The organism is Empedobacter sp. 225-1, assembly GCF_030328185.1.
GTDB classification, from domain to species: domain Bacteria; phylum Bacteroidota; class Bacteroidia; order Flavobacteriales; family Weeksellaceae; genus Empedobacter; species Empedobacter stercoris.
In genome coordinates, this window is record NZ_JACALO010000021.1 from 20,468 (window position 1) to 41,600 (window position 21,133).

Below are 21,133 nucleotides of genomic sequence, written 5' to 3' on the forward strand. Positions count from 1 at the left end.
ATGATTGAAATTTCTGCGCTACAATCTTCCATCAATAATCAACTATCGATAACAGGATCCAAAAGCGAAAGCAATCGTTTATTGTTATTAAACCAATTATTTGAGAATGTTTTGACTTTAGAAAATATTTCAAATTCAGAAGATTCTCAGTTAATGCAAAAGGCTTTAGCAAACAAAACAGATTTAATCGATATTCATCACGCTGGAACCGCTATGCGATTTTTGACAGCTTATTTTTCTATTCAAGACGAACGAAAAGTAACGTTAACAGGTTCTGATCGAATGAAACAACGACCTATAAAAATTTTGGTAGATGCGTTAAACGAATTGGGTGCAGAAATTTCGTATCAAGAGAATGAAGGCTATCCACCTTTGTCTATTGTAGGAAAAAAATTAACCAAAGAAACAATCACTATTCCATCTAATATTAGTTCGCAATACATCACAGCGTTATGTTTAATTGGAACGAAATTAGAAAATGGATTGACGATAAATCTTGACGGAAAAATTATTTCTGTTCCATATATTCAAATGACAATTCAGTTGTTGAATAAAGTTGGAATTAAAGCTACTTTCGAAGGAAATACAATTCAAGTTCCTTTTACGAAAAGGATCGAAGCGCAAATAGTACAAGTTGAATCCGATTGGAGTTCGGCTTCTTACTATTATAGTTTGATTGCTTTATCACAAAATTCTGAAGTTAAAATTTCGACATATTTCAAAGACTCTTTACAAGGAGATTCGGCTTTGCAAAATATATATGCAGAAAACTTCGGTGTGATTTCTACTTTTGATAATGGAATTTTAAGCTTAAAAAACGATGCGAATTTTCAGCCTAAACAAAAGATTGAATTAAATTTAATCAATACACCAGATATTGCACAAACCATTGCCGCAACTTGTGTTGGACTGAAAGTAAATTGTATTTTAACAGGGTTAGAAACATTAAAAATCAAAGAAACAGATCGTTTGGTTGCATTGAAAAATGAGTTAGAAAAATTAGGTGCGATTATTCGTATTACTGATGATTCTTTAGCGATAGAAGGTTATCAAGATTTTTCTGAAACACCAACTTTTGAAACATATAATGACCACAGAATGGCAATGTGTATGGCGCCTTTGGCTCAGAAATATGCGATTCGCATTAACAATGAAATGGTCGTAGAAAAGTCATATCCGACATTTTGGGAAGATTGGACAAAATTAGGATTTGAGATTAAATCTATTTAAAATAATATCAAAAAAAAATCCGCTCGTGAGCGGATTTTTTTAGAATATACTAAAGTTTTTATTCAAAATTTTGCATGTTTACAAGATTTGCGTAAACACCTTTTTTCTCTATTAATGAATGATGATTTCCTTCTTCAATAATTTTTCCAGCTTCCATCACCACAATTTTATCTGCATTCTGAATTGTAGATAAACGGTGCGCAATAACCAAAGAAGTACGATTTTGCATCATATTATTTAAGGCAACTTGTACCAATTTCTCCGATTTAGTATCCAATGCCGAAGTCGCCTCATCCAAAACCATAATTGGTGGATTCTTGTAAACTGCACGCGCAATACTTAAACGTTGTTTTTGTCCACCAGAAAGTTTGCTTCCACCCTCTCCTACCGACTCTTGGTATTTTTCTGGCATTTTGATTATAAACTCTTCTGCATTAGCAATTCGCGCAGCACTCACAACTTTCTCCTCACTTGGCGATTTATCTCCCAATGAAATATTATTAAAAATAGTATCATTAAACAGGATAGAATCCTGCGTTACCAATCCAAATAATAAGCGATAATCGTGTAGTTTTATATGTTTAATATCAATTCCATCAATTAATATTTGGCCAGATTTTACATCCCAAAAACGCGTAATTAAATTCGCTAAAGTCGATTTTCCTGAACCTGATTGCCCAACTAAAGCAACTGTTTCTCCTTTATTTATTGTTAAATTAAAATCTTTGATGACATCATGTTTTCCATAGGCGAATGTTACATTTCGAAACTCGATTTTATCTTCAAAAGCTTCAATTCCTTTTGCATTTGGTAAATCTTGAATTGATACATCTGCATCCAAAACTTCAAAGATTCGTTGAGCAGAAACCTCTCCTTTCTGAACATCTGATAAAGCTTTCGAAAACTTTTTAATTGGGTCTAATAAAGTGTAAAAAGTAGCAATATAAAAAATGAATTGTGAACCTGTTAATCCATTTCCTTCTAATGATAATTTTCCTCCAAAAAAGACTATCAATCCAATTGTAACCGCACCTAAAAACTCACTTGTAGGTGAAGCTAAAGCTCTCTTTTTCATTACCTTTTGAAGGTATTTTCTGTAACGATTAATCGATTCATCAAATCGTCCTTTGACTTGGTCTTCAGCATTAAAAATCTTAATGATTTTTAGAGATGTCAACGTTTCATCCACATAGGTAATAATGTTTGATAATTCATCTTGTGCATGAGCAGCAGCTTTTTTTAAGCTTTTACCGATCAAGGAAATAATTGTCCCCATAATAGGAAAAACTAAAATAGCGAATATGGTCAATTGATAACTAACTGTAAATAGTACACCTACAAAAACGATAATCATAATCGGCGATCGAACAATTTCGACAATCGAATTGAGAATATTTGATTCTACTTCATTCACATCACTCGAAATACGATTAATCATATCTCCTTTTCGTTTTTCAGTAAAATATGCAACAGGCAAATCGATAATTTTGTTGTGAATATCAACACGTAAATCACGTGTAACACCTGAACGTAAATCCACTAAACAAGTTTCAGATAAAAAACTAAAAATATTTCGGAATAAAAAAGCGACTATAAAAATGACACACGAAATTGCCAACACATAAATAGGTCCTTCTGTTTGAGAAACTTCATTCATATAGTAAGCCGAATAATCAGAAAAGAACTGCTTCAAATCATCTAATTTACCCGAATAGATAGGTTTCGTGACAACTTCATTATTTTCTTCACCAAATAAAACGCTCAAAATTGGCATCATAAAAGCTAATGCAACAACATTGAAAAGTGCGTAAAGTAAGTTGAAGATGATCGCTGTAATAAACGAACTTTTATATGGTTTAGCGTAGTTGAACGCTCTTTTAGTTAAACTCATTTTATATTTTTAATCATCAAAAGAATAATTTTGACTTTGCAAATTTAAGCAAAAAAAATAATGACTATTCTTTTTAAGAAATAGTCATTATAGAGTAAATTTTGTGGTTTGATTACTCAGAGTAACCTTTTCGTTTTTGTTTTGATTTATTTAACTCGATGCCAAGTTTGCGTTCTTCCAACAAGAGAAATTCCGATATAACCTCTTACATCAAGTTTGTCATTACCATTTAATGACATTTTTGCTTTGTATTCTTTTCCATTATTAGGATCAAGGATTTTTCCTCCATTCCATTCTTTACCATCTTTTTTAAGACCTGTAAGAATTTGCATTCCTAAAATTGGTTTATTTTTTAACGCTCCTGAACAATCTGTACATTTAGCGTCTTCTTTTCCTTTTGTTAAAATCTTAGTGACTTTACCATACAGTTTTCCATCTTTCTCGAAAATCTCTACGTAAGACTTCGCTTGTTTTGTTTCATCATCAATTGTTTTCCATGTTCCAATCGGTGATTGCGCATACATTAAAGATGTCAACATAAAGAATAATCCGAATAAAATTGATTTTTTCATATTTTTATCCTTTAAAATTTATTTCACTAAAGTAACTCTTTTTTGGTGTAAACAAAACACTAAGTATTATTTTTTATACAAATCGTATAAACTAAATGCTTAAATACATTTAAACATTTGTTTTTTAAATATTTAAAAGTTAGTAATTTTTTAAATAAATAGTATATAATTTTATTTATTCAAGTCAATACAACGTATTATTTTCCATCTATAATCGCCATATAAATGTTTCATATTTATCAAAAAAAAAGATTTTTAGCTTATTTTTATACAGAAACCTAAAAAAATGAATACATTTGTCTACTATTTTTATAGAGTTTATAGATAAAGTAAAATGACCCATTTCTCAAAATATAGTTTACCATTCAACAAAGCGGATTTAGAACCAATAATTGAATCTATCATTTACGATGAAATTTTTCAGCAACCAAATTCAACTTACAGAAAAGAAGATTTGTTAAATCAATTCAATACTATTTTGCTAAAAATTGTTCCAGAAGAAAAATCAAATAAAATTAGTCTTTATTTCTTTGAACAATTTACGCAACTACGACAAGAATTAGAAAATCTTATTTACATTTTTTATGCGAATGACCCTGCTTCAAAATCCGAAATAGAAATTATTTTAGCCTATCCAGGTTTTTTTGCAATCGCTATCCATCGTTTAGCTAATATTTTATTCAAATTGGACACTCCAATTTTACCACGTTTTTTCTCAGAATACGCACATTCTAAAACTGGAATTGATATTCATCCTGGTGCCACAATTGGAAAAAACTTTTATATAGATCATGGTACTGGAATAGTAATTGGAGAAACAACTATTATTGGGGATCATGTCAAAATTTATCAAGGTGTAACTTTAGGAGCATTTTATGTTTCGAAGAATTTAGCGGATAAAAAACGTCATCCAACCATCGAAAATAATGTAACAATCTATGCTGGAGCTACTATTTTAGGTGGAACAACTGTAATAGGTGAAAACTCTATAATTGGAGGTAATGTTTGGATTACAGAAAGTATCGAAGATAATTCGATTGTTTATCAAGAAAATAAACCACAAATAAAGAAGCAAAAAATTGAACAACATCACGATTATATCATCTAAAAATCTATCAAAATGATTTATAATAATATCTTAGAAACCATTGGAAATACACCAATAATCAAATTGAATAAATTATTTCCAAATCATCATGTATACATAAAAATTGAGAAACAAAATCCAGGAGGATCAATCAAAGATCGTATAGCTTTGGCAATGATTGAAGATGCTGAAAAAGCAGGTATTTTACAACCTGGAGGAACAATTATCGAACCTACTTCAGGTAATACTGGTATTGGATTGTCTTTTGTAGCTGCAGTAAAAGGCTATAAAATGATTATTACAATGCCAGAATCAATGTCGATTGAACGCCGAAAAATAATGGAAGCTTATGGAGCTGAATTTGTTTTGACTCCAAAAGAATTAGGAATGAAAGGTGCAATCGCAAAAGCACAAGAATTAGCTGAAAACATAGAAGGAGCTTGGGTTCCACAACAATTTGAAAATAATTCAAATCCAACTATTCATTATACTACAACAGCCAAAGAAATTCTTGCAGATTTTCCTCAAGGAATTGATTATTTAATTACAGGTGTTGGTACGGGAGGACATCTTTCTGGTATTGGAAAAGCATTAAAAGAAGCGAATTCTTCAACTAAAGTTTTTGCTGTAGAACCAACAGAGTCACCTGTGATTTCAGGAGGAAATCCTGGTCCACATGCTCTTCAAGGAATTGGAGCTGGATTTCTACCGAAAAATTTAGATTTAACTATTGTTGATCAATCAATTCAAATTACAAAAGAAGAAGCTTTTGAATTCACCAAAAAAGTTGCTAAAGAAGAAGGTTTATTTGTTGGAATTTCAACAGGTGCATCTCTTGCTGCTGTTTCTAAAAAATTGGATATAATAGGAAATGAAGCTAAAATTATAACGATAAACTATGATACAGGCGAACGTTATTTATCTGTAGAAGGTTTGTTTTAAAGTCAGTATTAACCAAAATCCTAAAGGAGACATTGTCAAAATGTCTCTTTTTTTTATTCAATAAGGTCAAAAAGTCAGTTTTTTAACATCTTATCTACTTTGGAATTTTTTTTGATGGAATAAAACCATACAAAACGAATATAAAAAACTAAGGGTCAATGGATTTTAATCAATTTACAATAAAGGGTCGAGAAGCAATACAGGCCGCGCAACAAATCGCAGTTTCACATAAAAATCAAGCGATAGAACCTGCTCATATTTTAGGAGGAATGATTGATGTTGATGAAAACGTATTATCATTAATCTTAGAAAAACAAGGTGTAAAAATGGATATGTTGAAACCTGAGCTGGATTTAGAAATCAATAAATATCCAAAAATTGAAGGTCAACAAGGAAATCATCTTTCAAATTCATCTAACCAAATTTTGCAATCTGCACAAGAAATTGCAAAAGAGATGAACGATGATTTTATCACCTTAGAGCATTTATTATTAGGTATAATCAAGAATGTATCACCTGTTAGTCAGTTATTAAAAAATAAAGGTGTAACATTCGAGAACACAAAAAAATTAGTAACAGAATTGAGAAACGGAGAAAGAGTAACTTCTGAAAATGCAGAAGGAACATATAATTCATTAAACAAATACGCTAAAAATTTAACAGATTTAGCAAAAGAAGGGAAATTAGATCCTGTAATTGGTCGTGATGAAGAAATTCGTCGTGTTTTACAAATTCTATCACGTCGTACAAAAAATAATCCAATCCTTATTGGTGAACCAGGTGTTGGTAAAACCGCTATAGCAGAAGGTTTAGCACATCGTATCATCAATGGAGATGTTCCAGAAAATCTTTTGAATAAACAAATTTTTTCATTGGATATGGGAGCTTTGGTTGCAGGTGCAAAATACAAAGGTGAGTTCGAAGAACGTTTGAAAGCCGTTGTAAAAGAGGTAACTGCTTCGAATGGAGAAATTATTTTGTTCATCGATGAGATTCACACGCTTGTTGGTGCTGGCGGTGGCGGAGAAGGCGCAATGGATGCAGCAAATATCCTGAAACCTGCTTTAGCTCGTGGTGAATTACGTTCAATAGGAGCTACAACGTTGAATGAATATCAGAAATACTTTGAAAAAGACAAAGCTTTAGAGCGTCGTTTTCAGAAAGTAATGGTAGAAGAGCCTGATGAAGAATCTGCAATTTCGATCTTGCGTGGTATTAAAGATAAATACGAACAACATCATAAAATAGGCATCAAAGATGAAGCTATTATTGCGGCTGTAAAATTATCAACACGTTATATCACAGATCGTTTTTTACCAGATAAAGCGATTGATTTGATGGATGAAGCAGCTTCTAAATTACGTATGGAAATGAATTCTAAACCAGAAGATTTAGATAAATTAGACCGAAGAATTATTCAATTAGAAATTGAAATTGAAGCGATAAAACGTGAAAATGATGAGAAAAAATTGAATCTTTTGAAAGAAGAATTATCAAATCTTCAAGATGAAAGAAATCAATTGAACTCGAAATGGGAAGCAGAAAGAACACGTGCTGATGAAGTTCAGGATTTGAGAAAACATATCGAAAATATCAAATTTGATATCGAACGTGCAAAACGTGAATACGATTATGCAAAAGCATCTAAATTAGAATTTGAAGATTTAGTCAATGCCAAAAAAGATTTAGAAGAAGCTGAGAAAAATTTAGAAGAAAACAAACACAACAAATTGGTGAAAGAATTTGTTGATGCAGATGATATCGCAGAAGTTGTTTCGAAATGGACAGGTGTTCCTGCTCAAAAAATGATGCAATCTGATCGTGAAAAATTATTGAATTTAGAAAGCCAATTACACAAACGTGTTTTAGGGCAAGAAGAAGCTATTACAGCTGTTTCTGATGCCATTCGCCGTTCTCGTGCAGGTCTTAGCGACGAAGGAAAACCAATCGGTTCGTTCTTATTCTTAGGATCTACCGGGGTTGGTAAAACGGAGTTGGCAAAAGCTTTAGCCGAATTCTTGTTTGACGATGAAAATGCAATGACGCGTATCGACATGTCTGAGTATCAAGAACGCCATGCGGTTTCTCGTTTAGTTGGGGCACCTCCGGGCTATGTAGGTTATGATGAAGGTGGACAATTAACAGAAGCGGTTCGTCGTCGTCCTTACTCGGTTATTTTGTTAGATGAGATTGAGAAAGCGCATCCAGATGTTTTCAATATTTTGTTACAAGTTTTAGATGATGGACGTTTGACAGATAACAAAGGTCGTGTGGTCAACTTTAAAAATACAATTATCATCATGACTTCTAACTTTGGTTCGCATACAATTTTAGACAAATTTGCTGATATTGACGAAAACAATGTCCCACAGATTTATGATGAAACAAAACAACTTGTTTTTGATGAGTTAAAACAAAATTTTAGACCAGAGTTTTTAAATCGTATTGATGAAATCATATTATTCCGTCCGCTAAGTGAAAACCAAATTTCTGGAATTGTATCTATTTATTTGAATGGAGTGGCTAAAAAATTAGCACAACGAGACATCACATTAGATATTACACCAGAAGCTGTAGAATATTTAGCGAAAAAAGGATATGATCCTCAATTTGGAGCAAGACCTCTAAAAAGAGTCATTCAACAAGATGTATTAAACGAATTATCAAAAGAAATTTTGAAAGGTTCTATTAATGATAATGATGCGGTTTTAATCGATTATTTCGAAGAAAAACCAGGAGATAATAAATTAGTTTTCAGAACTAATCAATAAATTACGATTTATTGTTGTGTAAAAAATCCGCTCAATGAGCGGATTTTTTTTATTTCTTCTTTTTATAAAGTGGAACGGTACTGCATGCTTCACCAAACATTAACGAACTAACAATAGGTTGCAAACGTTCTATTAATTGAATATAAGCCGAATCTGGAACGGGTTTGTGCGAACATCCTTTTACAATTATTTTTCCATCGATATAATCATCATAAGGTAAATGATCGACAATCTCTGTGTACAAAATCGTATCCAAATCTTCTAAACTTCCGTGAACAACGCGTTTTACTATTCCCGACAAGTATGTTGCGACCAACAAATATGCCCAAGACGGAACAATTGCATCTGCTGTACACGTTAATGCAACATATTTATCTTGATATTGTGACCAATCATGATTTTTCAGATTTTCTCTAAAATCTTTTTCTCTAAGAATCAATTCTTCATATAACCAATCTTTCAAGTCAAAAACAACACGATCTCCATCAGGATAATAATCCTGTAAATCAATTGTGACTAAGCTACTATTGGCAACTTTATTTATAATCTCGTCTGACATTTTTCTTTCTTTGAAAGAGTAAATTTACGCAATAAAAAACATTGAAATCTACTCCACTTATAGATTTCTCCTATCTTTGTAAGAAGAAAAATGATTTCCATTGAAATACTATATCATTGCAGGTGAAGCTTCGGGCGATTTACACGCATCGAACTTAATGAAAGAATTAAAATTAAAAGATCCACATGCCGAATTTAGGTTTTGGGGAGGAGATTTGATGCAAGCGCAAGGCGGAACTTTAGTCAAACATTACAGAGATTTGGCGTTTATGGGGTTTGCTGAAGTTGTAATGAATTTGAAAACGATTTTAGGAAATATTTCTGTTGCCAAAAAAGACATCGAAACCTATAAACCTGATGCGGTAATTTTAGTTGACTATCCTGGTTTTAATGTAAGAATTGCAGAGTTTGTAAAAAAACTTGGAATTAAAGTTTACTATTACATTTCGCCACAAATATGGGCTTGGAAAACGGGACGAGTTCATAAAATTAAAAAAGTTGTCGATAAAATGTTTGTCATTCTTCCGTTCGAAGAAGAATTTTATCAACGTTATGATTATAAAGTCGATTTTGTAGGAAATCCTTTGTTAGATTCGCTCAATCATCTTCCCGCAATTGATGAACAACGATTTCGAAAAGAGCACAATTTAGACGAAAGACCAATTATAGCTTTGCTTCCAGGTAGTCGAACACAAGAGATTAAAGTCAAATTACCCTTGATGCTTTCTGTAGAAAACGATTTTCCAGATTATCAGTTCGTTGTGGCAGGAGCTCCTTCTCAACCATCAGAAAATTATAAAAAAATTGTCGGAAATCAATTGAAAATTGTTGAAAATAAAACCTACGATTTATTACGTATTTCACATGCAGCCTTGGTTACATCGGGAACAGCAACATTAGAAACAGCTTTGTTAAAAGTTCCAGAAGTGGTTTGTTACAAAGGAAATGCAATTTCGTATGAGATCGGAAAACGTGTAGTGAAAAATATTCGTTTTATTTCATTGGTCAATTTAATTATGGATGAAGAAGTCGTAAAAGAATTAATACAATATGACTTAACGTACGAAAATATTAAACGAGAATTAAATCTAATATTAAATTCACCAAAACGAGATAAAATCCTTCAAGATTACGAAGAATTGTACCATAAACTTGGAGGAATTGGCGCTTCAGAAAGAACAGCAAATTTAATCGTAGAGGATTTAAAAAATAAATGAAGAGAAAAATAAAAGATTGACGCAACCTTTTATTGATTTTGTAATCTTGTAGTCTATAGATGTCATTCAGTCTATTGTTAAAAATGTTTCGGATTGACCTAACTTAAAAGTTTACAACCTTTTCTAACAAAGCAATCCTCTTGATTCTCAAGAGGATTTTTAATTTTATAGTGTTAAAATTAAATTTAAAACGCAACCATTTTAAAAAATTGTAATCTTACATTTATAACAATTAAAAAACTCATCCAATGAAATTAATGAAGAAATTAAGCATGTTTGCTTTGGTTAGTGCTATAGGATTATCAACTTTTAGCTGTTTAGATGATGATGGAGATTTTACAAATTATGGTTTTTTACCTACAACTGATATCTATGTCCACGAAGACTCGATTAAGCCTGTTGGAGAAACAACAAACATTCATGTAACTTATCAAAAAGCAAATTCTTGTCAGAACTTTATTCAATTTAGTTCTTTAAGTGGAGATACAAAATTTAAACATCATATTGGAGTTTATGCAAGTCAAGCAAGCGGTTCTTCATGTGTACAAGAACTTACTTCAGAAACAAAAACGTTAAATTTTACTCCTAAAGAAGCTGGGCAATATACCTTAAAATTCTGGACAGGAAATAATATTGAATCAAACAAACCTATTTATGATTCAATCATTTTAGATATCAAAGAAAAATAAAGTCCAATCAGTTTGAATAAAGACTCTCTTGAATATTTAATCAAGCAATGTCAAGAACAAAATAGAAAAGCGCAAGAAGAAATTTATCTTGAATTTTCACCTGTTTTGTTCTCGATATGTCTTCGCTATGCCGAAAGTTACGAAGATGCGCAAGATATTTTTCAAGAGGGATTTATTCATATCTTTAATAAGGTTAACCAATTCAAATTTAAAGGATCGTTTGAAGGATGGATGAAACGAATAATGGTAAATCTCAATTTAGAGAAATTAAAAAAGAAAAACACTTTACCATTTGAAGACTATGAAAAACTCATTATAACACAAGATGACGACGAAGATATTGAGGATAATTTTGATTATCAACAATTATTAGAAGTTGTTCATAATCTTCCACCTCAGTACAGGCAAGTTTTTAACCTCTATGTTTTTGAAGAATTTACACACCAAGAAATTGCAGAAATGTTAAACATTTCGGTAGGAACTTCAAAATCAAACTTATCAAGAGCGCGAAATTTATTAAAACAAAAACTCAACCTTTTAAAAACTGTCAACAAATGAACAAATTAGATCAACATATTAAAGATAAACTCTCTCAACCACAATTACCACCGACAGATGCGTGGAAAAATATTCAACAAAAATTAGAGGAAAAAAAGAAGAAAAAACGTATTGTTCCGATTTTTTATTGGATAAGTTCTACTGCAGCATGTTTGGTTGCTGGAATTTCGGTGTATTATTATTTTAATCAAAATGATGCGACTACAAATCATCCGTTTCCAACGAATGAAATTGTAAAAACTAACATAAATTCTAATCAAAACTTTTCAAATAAAAATGAAAATGTAGAGGAGAAAAATTCTTTTAAAAATCCAGTAACTTCAACAACAAACAATCTTCCACAAGATGATAATATGACTAAACAACCAAATTCATATTTTGATGAATTAAATAAAAAGTCAACGTTGTTTTCTACTACAAATCAAAAAGAAGAAAATCAAACACAAAAATTTCCCCTAAATAATTCTTTCCAAAACGAGCTATCAGACCAAAAGAATAACTCTTTTAGTGAGAAAGGAAATAATTTTCAGCAAAATACTATCCTAAAAAATCAAGACGAAAAACCATTAGAATTGGTTCTTGAAGAAGAAAAGAAGAAAAAAGAAGAGGAAAAAATAGAAATCAAACCTAAAGCGCCTATTCTGGCCATTTCTTCTTATGTTAATCCAACCATAATATTAGATTCAAAGTCTATTTTAGCGAATGAATTTAACGATTATAACATCAAAAACAGCATTACAGTTGCGTATGGTGCAAAAGTTTCGGTTCGAATAAATAAAAATTTAAACATCCGTTCTGGTATTGCTAAAGTGGAGTTACAACAGCATACAACAAATGTTAATTCTGGAATCAATACTGGGATTTCTGCACTTTCTGCAAACGCTCCAAAATCATCTAATAACATTAATTATCACACTAATATTAGAGTAGTTGCCAATAATACCTCTCAAAGTACGATGATGACTATGCTTTCTTCTGAAACAAATAATATGGAACAAAAAATTAATTACATTGAAGTTCCTGTAGAAGCAGAATACAAATTAGCAAGTTTCGATAAGTTTAACCTTCTTGCAACAGCGGGAGGAAGTTATTATATTCTTACAAAAAACTCCATTTCTTTGGCAGATACCAACACAAAATCTCGATACAAGTTGGGTGAAGCAAATAACTTGAACAATACAAGTTATAGCGCAAATGCTGGTGTTAAATTGGAGTATAATTTATCGAATAAATCAAGTATAAATCTTGAACCAAATTATAGATATATGATTAATCCTTTGAAAAATGTAGATACCAAAAATCCTTCTTTATTCGGATTGAATTTAGGCTTTTCGATTAAATTTTAATCCATAAAGACGTGGTTAATCATCGCCTTTATTATTATTCAATTTTATTGAAATCGTATTATTTTCTTCCGTCATTTCTATTTTTGCTTCCTCAAAAGTAGGTTCCCTTAAAATAGGATCTAAATTCTTCGAAAAACCATAAGGTTCTTTACGAACCCCTAAAAAACTCTTATCAAGTTTCTTGTTGTTATTGGTATCTAAATACACTTTTACGGCATAAAAAGTAGGTTCGATATCTTTAAAAACCGTTTCATATTTATCAATCTCAGCAACAGGAATATATAATTTCTTGAATGCATTTTGACCTTTTGTATAATTTTCTACATTTCTATAAAACTCAATTGCCAGATTTCCCTTCGTTTTTTTAAGATTTGTAATTGTTAACTTCACATCAATCTGTGCCATAGCTACTTGAGTGAAAAATAACACAATTAGTATAATAATTTTCTTCATTTCTCTATTTTTTTTAATCAACTCATTTACAAATGATTAAAACCTACTATTTATAAATATTGTCTTAAATTATTGGGGTGAAAAAATATCTATTCTTTATCCTAACAATTTGTTTCTCAATTGGAATAATTATTTCTGAATTATTAATTCCTGCTACAAATTTACGAATTATATTTTTTCTACTGATTATTCTTCTTTTTATCTCCCTATTAAATAATCAGAATCGTCAAAATATCATTCCTTTTTTAATCATTTCGCCTATTTTAGGCTATTATATTCACCAGAATTATAATCAATATTCAAAAAATATCATTGAATCCGACTCAAAAGCTCATCTCTTAAAAGTCTACTACAATTCAAATTCAACTGAAAAATACACAAATTATATTGTTAAGGACATTGAAAATAACAAACAAATTTTACTTCATTTAAAATCTCAACAAACAAAATTATATCCAAATGATGAAGTGATTGTATATGGTCAAGAAACCGAAATTCAAGGTCCTCTAAATCCTTTTCAATTTGATTACAAACGTTTCTTAAATAGAAAAAGAACTTATTCACAATTAGTTGCAAACGAAATAATTTCTATTCACAAAGAAGGAAAAGGTTTTCGAAATTGGTCTGCAAAATCGAAAGTTATCATTAGAGAACAATTAACCAAACAAGGTTATTCGCTCGAAAGTAGAGCTATTATTTCTTCGATGCTTTTGGGCGATAGAACAGAACTTTCTCAAGAACTTAATCAAAGTTATGTTGCTACTGGAGTCGTTCATATTTTATCAATTTCTGGACTTCATGTGATGATGATTTTCATGATCCTACAATTCGTTTTGCAACCTTTATTAAGTTTAAAATATGGTCGTAAAGTTAGAATTATTATCAGTTTGATTTGTATTTGGCTCTTTGCATTTTATGTTGAATTACAACCGCCTGTTTTTCGTTCTGCATTGATGATTTCTATTTATTATATCAGCGAATTACTCAATCGTCCTAAAAATATTTACCACACCCTTTCGCTTTCTGCATTCATTATTTTGGTGTTTCAACCTAATCTTTTGTTTGATGTTGGCTTTCAATTAAGCTTTTCGGCTGTCTTTTTTATTGTATGGCTTAATCCAATTTTCGAACATTTTTGGAAAGTGAAAAATAGTTTTCTGAAGAAAATAAAGATTATGATATCAACAAGTTTATCTGCTCAATTGGGTACATTACCTGTTTCTGTTTTCTATTTTAATCAGTTTTCTGGCTTGTTTTTATTTGGAAACTTAGTGTTGATTCCTGCTTCTTTTTTTATGATTTGTGGCGGAATAATTAGTATTGTTTTAATTATCATTAAGGTCGAAATTCCAGCTTATACGTGGGTTTTTAATCAATTTATTTCTATCATTAATCAATACATTTATTGGTTATCTGATTTTAATTTTATAGCAAAAGAAGTCTACATTAGTCTATTCACAGCAATGTTGATTGGCGTTATTTTATATTTTCTGAAACCATTGTTCCTCAAAAAATCGACAACTGCTATATTCATTTGCTTGACTTGTTTATTGGTGATTCAAATGGAACGATTGTACCACGTTTATCAATTGAATAAGTCGAATGAATTAATCGTTTTTAATCAATACAAGAATAGTATAATTGGAATACGAAATCAACGTTATTTAGTTGTTCTAAGTGAAAAACCTTTAGATGAAAAAACGTATAATTTTACGATTAAACCTTATAAAATTCATCAACGAATTAAACAAGTAGATTTCTATTCTTATCATTCATCTTTTCGACATCAATATTTTATCAAACATCCACATTCAATCGAAACTAAATCATTTAAACTCTTATTAAATGAAGAACATTCCGATATTTCTGATCTTCCTTTTTATGTGTTGATTCATCAGTCTAACTCATATTCATTCGAAAAAAATAGTCAATTAAAAAGGGTAATTGCTGATGCCAGCAACTACCCTTCTGTTGTTTCAGAATTAGAAAATAAATTCGATTCTGTTTTATGGAAAACCTCTACACAAGGTTATTTCTTAATTAAATTTTGATATCAGTTATGAAATCAGATGAACTACGATAACCTAAAACAATTTTATTGATATCTCCTTTGCCATTCATCAAAACAGTAGCAGGATAACTCAATTGTCCGTTTGTTAGCGCATAAGCCAAATAATTTGCTTTTGCAGGAGCAATATATGTATATTGAATTCCCATGAATTTCACCATATCTTTTGTTTCTGCATCAAATTTTACAGCAATATAATTGTTGTTTACGTATTCTGAAACTTGAGCATTTGCAAAGGTTTCTTTGTCTAAACGCTTACAGAATCCACACCAAGTAGTATAGAAATTAATCAATACAGGTTTTTCTGGATGTGCTTTGATTTCCTTTGACGCTTCCTCTAAGGATAACCATTTAATTTCTTGTCCGAAAAGAAATGACGATAAAATTAACGTTGCGATGACTAAACTTGATTTCATAATTTCAATCTTTATTATTTAACTCCGTGCATCAATTTCTTCATTATTGGATTTAATGCAATAACGATTAAACCAGCTACAATTGGAACAATTGTAAAGATTAAGAAGAAAGTTGATAACGAGTATTCTTTTGTAATATTTTCGATTTGACCTCCTAAAATAGCTGCCAATTTGTTACCAATTGCAATTGCAAGGTACCACATTCCGAACATAAATGCAATCATACGTGCTGGTACTAATTTCGAAACATACGAAAGTCCAACTGGTGATAAACAGAGTTCACCTAATGTGTGGAACAAGTAAGCCAATACTAACCAAATAATCGAAACACGAACACCTTCTGAGATTCCGTAAGAACCGAAAGCTAAGAAACCGAATCCGATTGCCATAATGATTAATCCTAAACCATATTTTACTGAAGCTGAAGGGTTATATTTAGAATCCCAAATACGAGAAACTAAGGATGCTAAAGCAATAATGAAGAACGAGTTTAAAGTAGAAAACCAAGAAACGGTAATCTCTACTTGACTATCCTTAATTTCTGCAACTTTAGCAGGTACAATTTCAGACGGTTTATTTTGATTTTTATATTCAGCATCTAATTTTACTAAACTTTCTGGAGAAACTAATACAAATTTATCTCCTTCTTTGTGAATGTTAATCGCCGTTCCTTGTGTCAAAGCATCTTGAGAAGCTAAATTAATCACGTCATCTACAATGACATCTGTTGGTTTTGCAACATAAGAAGCCGTTACTGGTTCTAAGTTAAAAGTTGCTTGTCCTTTATCGTCTAAAACAGGTTTTCCTGCATCATCTACTTTTGCTGTTTTGATTGCTTGGTACGAAACATCGTAAGAATGAGAAGACCAATTGTAGTTTAACATCCAAATAGCAGCAGCCCAAATTCCTAAGAAAGTAAATGCTAAAACGACATTAGATGCGGCAGCTTTTTTGAATGTTTGTTTTGCTAACAAAAACAATACATACGTGATAAACAATAATGGAATAACTGTTAATAACGTATTGAAGATATTGAATGCCATTGCAGCTCCTCCAATTAAATTACGTTCTGTATTATCACGTGCAAAAATAACTAACGATGTAGCTCCTTGCTCGAAAGACATCCAGAAGAAAATAACGAAGAATGCGAAAATAATAACCGCAATCATACGGTCGCGAACAACTTTTGTGTAATTCGCTAAACGACGAATCACGACAAAGAAGAACATGAATAATGCAATTAAAATGACTACATTTTGTCCTGCTAATCCTCCTATTGAAAAGTCAAATAAATTAATTCCTCCAATTGCATTTAAGGGATCATTGAACGCATATCCTAATCCTAATAACGTCATTATAACGATTAAGATTTGATCTAAAATAGTAAAAGGATTTGGTTTTTCACCTGGCTCATATTTTGGTGTTTCATCGTCAGCAGTAATTTGATTTCCAGTTTTTGATGGAACTTCACCAATATGTCCAAATAATGGTTTAGCCAACCAGAATTGCAATGTTCCTAATAACATAAAGATTCCAGCTAATCCGAATCCCCAGTGCCATCCAACTTTTTCTGCTAAGAATCCACATAACATCATTCCGAAGAATGCACCAGCGTTAACTCCCATATAGAAGATTGTGTAAGCACCATCTTTTTTCTCTGGGAAATCTTTATACATTTCTGATAATATTGATGTCATGTTTGGCTTAAAGAATCCTGTTCCAATTACCAAACATCCTAATCCTAAGTATAAAAATAATGGAGTGTCAAAGGCCATAAAAGCGTGACCTAACGTCATAATTATCGCCCCTACAACTACTGCCCATCGATAACCTATGTATTTATCGGCAATAATACCTCCAAAAATAGGCGTAATGTATAGTAACATTGCGTAGGTTCCGTATAAAGCTGTTGCCTTTTCAATAGACCATTCCCAGCCTGGATTTAAACCAATAACTGCAGCTGTTAAAAACTGAATTAATAAAACGCGCATTCCGTAGAATGAAAAACGCTCCCACATCTCTGTAAAGAAAAGCACGAACAAACCCGAAGGATGCCCAAGTACTTTTGAATCAAAGAAATTTTCCGATTTTGAACTCATGTTTGTTTGTTAAAAGTATTTCTTAAAAGTTATTTTACGTCTTGCATTAATTTGCGAATTAATGGGGATAAAGCGATTACAATAATACCAGCTATTAATGAATATAAAGCTAATTGTTGATAACCATCTGTATAAGCCATTAATTTATCCATTAATGAAGCATTTTCGTTTGGAGAAGACATTCCCGCTCCTAAAATACCAGCCAAATATTGTCCATAAGCAGAAGCTAAGAACCAAAGCCCCATCATCATTCCTCCTAAATGCTTAGGTGATAACTTTGTTACCATCGATAAACCAATTGGAGAAAGACATAATTCTGCTATTGTTACAACGAAATACGCTAAAGCAAATATCTCTAATGAAGATAATCCGTTTTCATCTGCAAAGAATCTTAACGAATAGAAAATGTAATATGCACCTGCTAACATTAAGAACGCTAAACCAAATTTTACAACTGTATTTGGTTCAATTTTCTTTTTAGCCATCCATAACCAAACTAATCCTAATAAAGGTGCAAAAATGATTACGTATAAAGAGTTTGCACTGTTATTTACAATATTTGGATCTAATGGAACTGAGAATAAAGTAGAATGTAAATTTTTATTCGCAAACAAAGCTAAAGAACCTCCTGCTTGTTCGAAGATTGCAAAGAATAAAATAGAAAATGCAATCATAATAAAGGCTGCAATAAACTTACTTTTATCTTTAGAATCTGGAATTTTATATAATTGGATTAAAAAATAAATGATTGCTAATGGTCCAACAATAAACATAAACATATCTGTATATGCCGTATTATGAATCATAATAAAGATTAATGGAATACAAGCTATTGCACCTGCATAAACTGCAATTTCGCGAATTAATCGTTTTTTAGGATCCATTTTTATTAGAGGTGAATCACCAATTGGTCCTAATTCATTTCTAATAAATAGGAACAACACAACCCCAATAATCATCACAATACCTGCAGCTAAGAAAGCTAAGTTCCAGCTCACTTGTTTTCCTAAATAAACACAAACAATACCTCCTAAAAAGGCACCAATGTTAATTCCCGAATAAAATAATCCAAAACCAGCATCACGACGTGGATCGCCTGGTTTATAAAGTTCTCCAACCATCGAAGAAATATTTGGTTTGAAGAATCCTGTTCCGATAATACTCAGTGTAATCCCGTAGTAAAAGAAATGATGAGGGTCTGCAGCAATTAATAAGTTTCCTGCAACCATAACCAATCCTCCAAAAACTAAAGACTTTTTGAAACCTAAAATTTTATCAGCAAAAATACCTCCTACAAACGTAAACGCGTAAACAAAGGCTTGGATTGCGCCATATTTCAAATTCGATTCTGCATCTGTAAGTCCTAACATATCTACCATAAAAATGGCAAGAACTCCTCTCATTCCGTAAAAGCAAAAACGCTCCCACATTTCTACCATAAACAAATACCAAAGCTGTTTGGGATATTTTCCTTCAAAGTTTTGTATTTGATCCAACGTTAATTTTTGACTCATGATTTTTTAACTATGCACTAATATATCCTTTAGATTTTATTAGCAATCAACGAAAGTAAAAAAAACCTCTGACAAAGCAGAGGTTTTTTTTACTTATTCAATGATTTTTGTCAAATTATTAATTTATTCCGTGCATCATTCGTTTTAAAATAGGATTTAATGCAATTAATATAATCGCAGTAATCGCAGGGATAATTGCGAATATCATAAAGAAATAAGACATTGAATGTGTTTCTACAATCTGATCTATATACGATCCTAAGAAACCTCCAATAAAGTTTGCAATTGCAGATGCACAAAACCAAAAACCAAATAATAAGCCTAAGAATTTCTTTGGAGATAATTTTGATACATAAGACAATCCCACTGGAGATAAACATAACTCTCCTGATGTATGGAAGAAATAGGCAATAATTAACCAAATCATACTTACAGAAGCTGTTTTTGCTCCTTGAGGTATTTCGCTTGCTCCATAAGCTAAAGCTGCAAACCCTACTCCAACTAAGAATAATCCTAATGCAAACTTAATTGGTCCTGAAGGATTCCACATTTTTTCCCAAAACTTACTAAATGATGAAGCTAAAGCAATAATAAAAAAGGAATTCAAGATTTGAAACCAAGAAGCCGCAACCTCTGTTTCTACAGAATTAAATTCTCTGAAAATTTTCCATAAACCTAATCCCCAAATAATTACAAATGAAACTGCGGTAAAAATAATGGTTAGAGGGTATTGTTTATAAATCTTTTTTGCAAGCGCATATAAAACAAGTGTTACAATTGCTATCGGAACAACCGTCAAAATAGCATCAACCCATTTAAAAGTTGTTGCAGCATTTCCTTCTAAAACACGCTGTGTATAATCTTTCGCAAAAATAGACATTGACCCTCCCGCTTGTTCAAAAGCTAAGAAGAATACAATACTTGCTAACATTAAAACAGCAACAACTATTAATCGATCTCTTACCACAGCAGCAGATGTCTGTACTTCTGGCTCTTCTTCGTGATTTGCAATTTTTTTGTCATGAAAAGCTTTTACTTCTTTCGGAGATTCTCCAATTATACCAAAAATCTTTTCTCCAAAATAAAACTGTAACATTCCAAAGAACATAAAAACTCCAGCTAATCCAAAACCATAATGCCAGCCTACTTTTTCACCGATATATCCACACAATAACATCCCTAAGAATGCACCAGCGTTAATACCCATGTAGAAAATTGTATAACCTGCATCTTTTTTAGCACTTGTATCAGGGTATAAATTTCCAACCATTGAAGAAATATTTGGCTTGAACATCCCATTACCCAGAATCATTAATCCTAACCCCAAATAGAAAAACCAAGGAGCTATTCCTTCAAAAGCCATTGATAAATGCCCTAATGTCATAATCAAAGCACCTATTAAAATTGCTTTTTTATAACCTGTAAATTTATCTGCAATGATTCCTCCTAATAAAGGTGTTAAATATACCAACCCTGTATAGGTTCCGTATAATTTCATAGCTTCGGCATTTGTCCATTCCCAACCTCCATCTGCAATTGTACTGATTAAGAATAATGTCAACAATGCACGCATTCCGTAATAACTGAATCGTTCCCACATTTCTGTAAAGAACAATACAAATAATCCAGCAGGATGACCATTTACCATTTTATCGTCCATCCCCAAACTATGAAGATGTTTAACTAAACTATTGTCTTGACTCATATTTCTTGTGTTAAATT

At 31.5% G+C, this 21,133-nt stretch carries 17 protein-coding genes; 9 read left to right on the top strand and 8 right to left on the bottom strand.

Annotated elements, in window-relative coordinates; genetic code table 11:
- Positions 1-1,230: a 3-phosphoshikimate 1-carboxyvinyltransferase gene (locus HX088_RS07780; RefSeq protein WP_286483841.1), complete on the top strand. Its 1,230-nt coding sequence runs from the start codon at positions 1-3 to the stop codon at positions 1,228-1,230.
- Between the two features lie 58 nt (positions 1,231-1,288).
- On the opposite strand, the gene HX088_RS07785 is transcribed toward HX088_RS07780, so the two are convergent.
- Both HX088_RS07785 and HX088_RS07790 read right to left on the bottom strand, forming a co-directional pair.
- Entirely contained in the window at positions 1,289-3,121 is a 1,833-nt protein-coding gene (locus tag HX088_RS07785; RefSeq protein WP_188319525.1) for an ABC transporter ATP-binding protein, read from the bottom strand.
- Positions 3,122-3,267: 146 nt separating this feature from the next.
- Positions 3,268-3,693, bottom strand: coding sequence for a DUF2147 domain-containing protein (locus HX088_RS07790; RefSeq protein WP_225541950.1), 426 nt, complete (start codon positions 3,691-3,693; stop codon positions 3,268-3,270).
- A gap of 334 nt (positions 3,694-4,027) precedes the next feature.
- Here HX088_RS07790 and epsC point away from each other — a divergent pair, with 334 nt between their 5' ends.
- From epsC to clpB, 3 genes are all read left to right on the top strand, one after another.
- Positions 4,028-4,801: a serine O-acetyltransferase EpsC gene (gene epsC, locus HX088_RS07795; RefSeq protein ID WP_260541430.1), complete on the top strand. Its 774-nt coding sequence runs from the start codon at positions 4,028-4,030 to the stop codon at positions 4,799-4,801.
- Between the two features lie 12 nt (positions 4,802-4,813).
- The gene (gene cysK, locus HX088_RS07800; RefSeq protein ID WP_286483842.1) at positions 4,814-5,722 is read left to right on the top strand and encodes a cysteine synthase A; all 909 of its coding nucleotides are present in this window, start codon (positions 4,814-4,816) and stop codon (positions 5,720-5,722) included.
- A 158-nt stretch (positions 5,723-5,880) separates the two neighbouring features.
- The gene (gene clpB / locus HX088_RS07805) at positions 5,881-8,493 is read left to right on the top strand and encodes an ATP-dependent chaperone ClpB (protein WP_286483843.1); all 2,613 of its coding nucleotides are present in this window, start codon (positions 5,881-5,883) and stop codon (positions 8,491-8,493) included.
- Between the two features lie 49 nt (positions 8,494-8,542).
- Here the strand turns inward: clpB and HX088_RS07810 are convergent, their stop codons facing one another.
- On the bottom strand, positions 8,543-9,052 hold the full coding sequence (locus HX088_RS07810) for a DUF2480 family protein (RefSeq protein ID WP_188319520.1): 510 nt from the start codon (positions 9,050-9,052) through the stop codon (positions 8,543-8,545).
- A gap of 100 nt (positions 9,053-9,152) precedes the next feature.
- Here HX088_RS07810 and lpxB point away from each other — a divergent pair, with 100 nt between their 5' ends.
- The 4 genes from lpxB (at position 9,153) to HX088_RS07830 (ending at position 12,861) form a co-directional block, all read left to right on the top strand.
- Positions 9,153-10,268 (top strand): lipid-A-disaccharide synthase, encoded by a 1,116-nt coding sequence (lpxB, locus tag HX088_RS07815; RefSeq protein ID WP_286483845.1) that lies wholly within the window; start codon positions 9,153-9,155, stop codon positions 10,266-10,268.
- Between the two features lie 248 nt (positions 10,269-10,516).
- Complete coding sequence (locus tag HX088_RS07820; protein WP_225541945.1) at positions 10,517-10,957, top strand: hypothetical protein; 441 nt, start codon at positions 10,517-10,519, stop codon at positions 10,955-10,957.
- Positions 10,958-10,969: 12 nt separating this feature from the next.
- Positions 10,970-11,515 (top strand): RNA polymerase sigma factor, encoded by a 546-nt coding sequence (locus tag HX088_RS07825; protein WP_286483846.1) that lies wholly within the window; start codon positions 10,970-10,972, stop codon positions 11,513-11,515.
- On the top strand, positions 11,512-12,861 hold the full coding sequence (locus HX088_RS07830; RefSeq protein ID WP_286483847.1) for a putative outer membrane beta-barrel protein: 1,350 nt from the start codon (positions 11,512-11,514) through the stop codon (positions 12,859-12,861). Before HX088_RS07825 ends, HX088_RS07830 begins: the two co-directional genes overlap by 4 nt.
- A 15-nt stretch (positions 12,862-12,876) precedes the next feature.
- Here HX088_RS07830 and HX088_RS07835 read toward each other — a convergent pair whose 3' ends face one another.
- A complete protein-coding gene (locus HX088_RS07835; RefSeq protein ID WP_225532481.1) occupies positions 12,877-13,314 on the bottom strand; it encodes a DUF2141 domain-containing protein in 438 nt (145 codons plus the stop codon).
- A 77-nt stretch (positions 13,315-13,391) separates the two neighbouring features.
- Between HX088_RS07835 and HX088_RS07840 the strand changes: the two genes are divergently transcribed.
- On the top strand, positions 13,392-15,365 hold the full coding sequence (locus HX088_RS07840; RefSeq protein ID WP_286483848.1) for a ComEC/Rec2 family competence protein: 1,974 nt from the start codon (positions 13,392-13,394) through the stop codon (positions 15,363-15,365).
- Here HX088_RS07840 and HX088_RS07845 read toward each other — a convergent pair.
- The 4 genes from HX088_RS07845 to HX088_RS07860 form a co-directional block, all read right to left on the bottom strand.
- Positions 15,355-15,798: a thioredoxin family protein gene (locus HX088_RS07845; RefSeq protein ID WP_171622751.1), complete on the bottom strand. Its 444-nt coding sequence runs from the start codon at positions 15,796-15,798 to the stop codon at positions 15,355-15,357. The genes HX088_RS07840 and HX088_RS07845 overlap by 11 nt on opposite strands.
- A 14-nt stretch (positions 15,799-15,812) precedes the next feature.
- Entirely contained in the window at positions 15,813-17,897 is a 2,085-nt protein-coding gene (locus HX088_RS07850) for a peptide MFS transporter (RefSeq protein WP_225541940.1), read from the bottom strand.
- 29 nt (positions 17,898-17,926) lie between these two features.
- Positions 17,927-19,411, bottom strand: a complete 1,485-nt coding sequence (locus HX088_RS07855) for a peptide MFS transporter (RefSeq protein WP_286483849.1) — start codon at positions 19,409-19,411, stop codon at positions 17,927-17,929.
- A gap of 118 nt (positions 19,412-19,529) precedes the next feature.
- Entirely contained in the window at positions 19,530-21,116 is a 1,587-nt protein-coding gene (locus tag HX088_RS07860) for a peptide MFS transporter (protein WP_286483850.1), read from the bottom strand.
- Between the last annotated feature and the right edge of the window lie 17 nt (positions 21,117-21,133).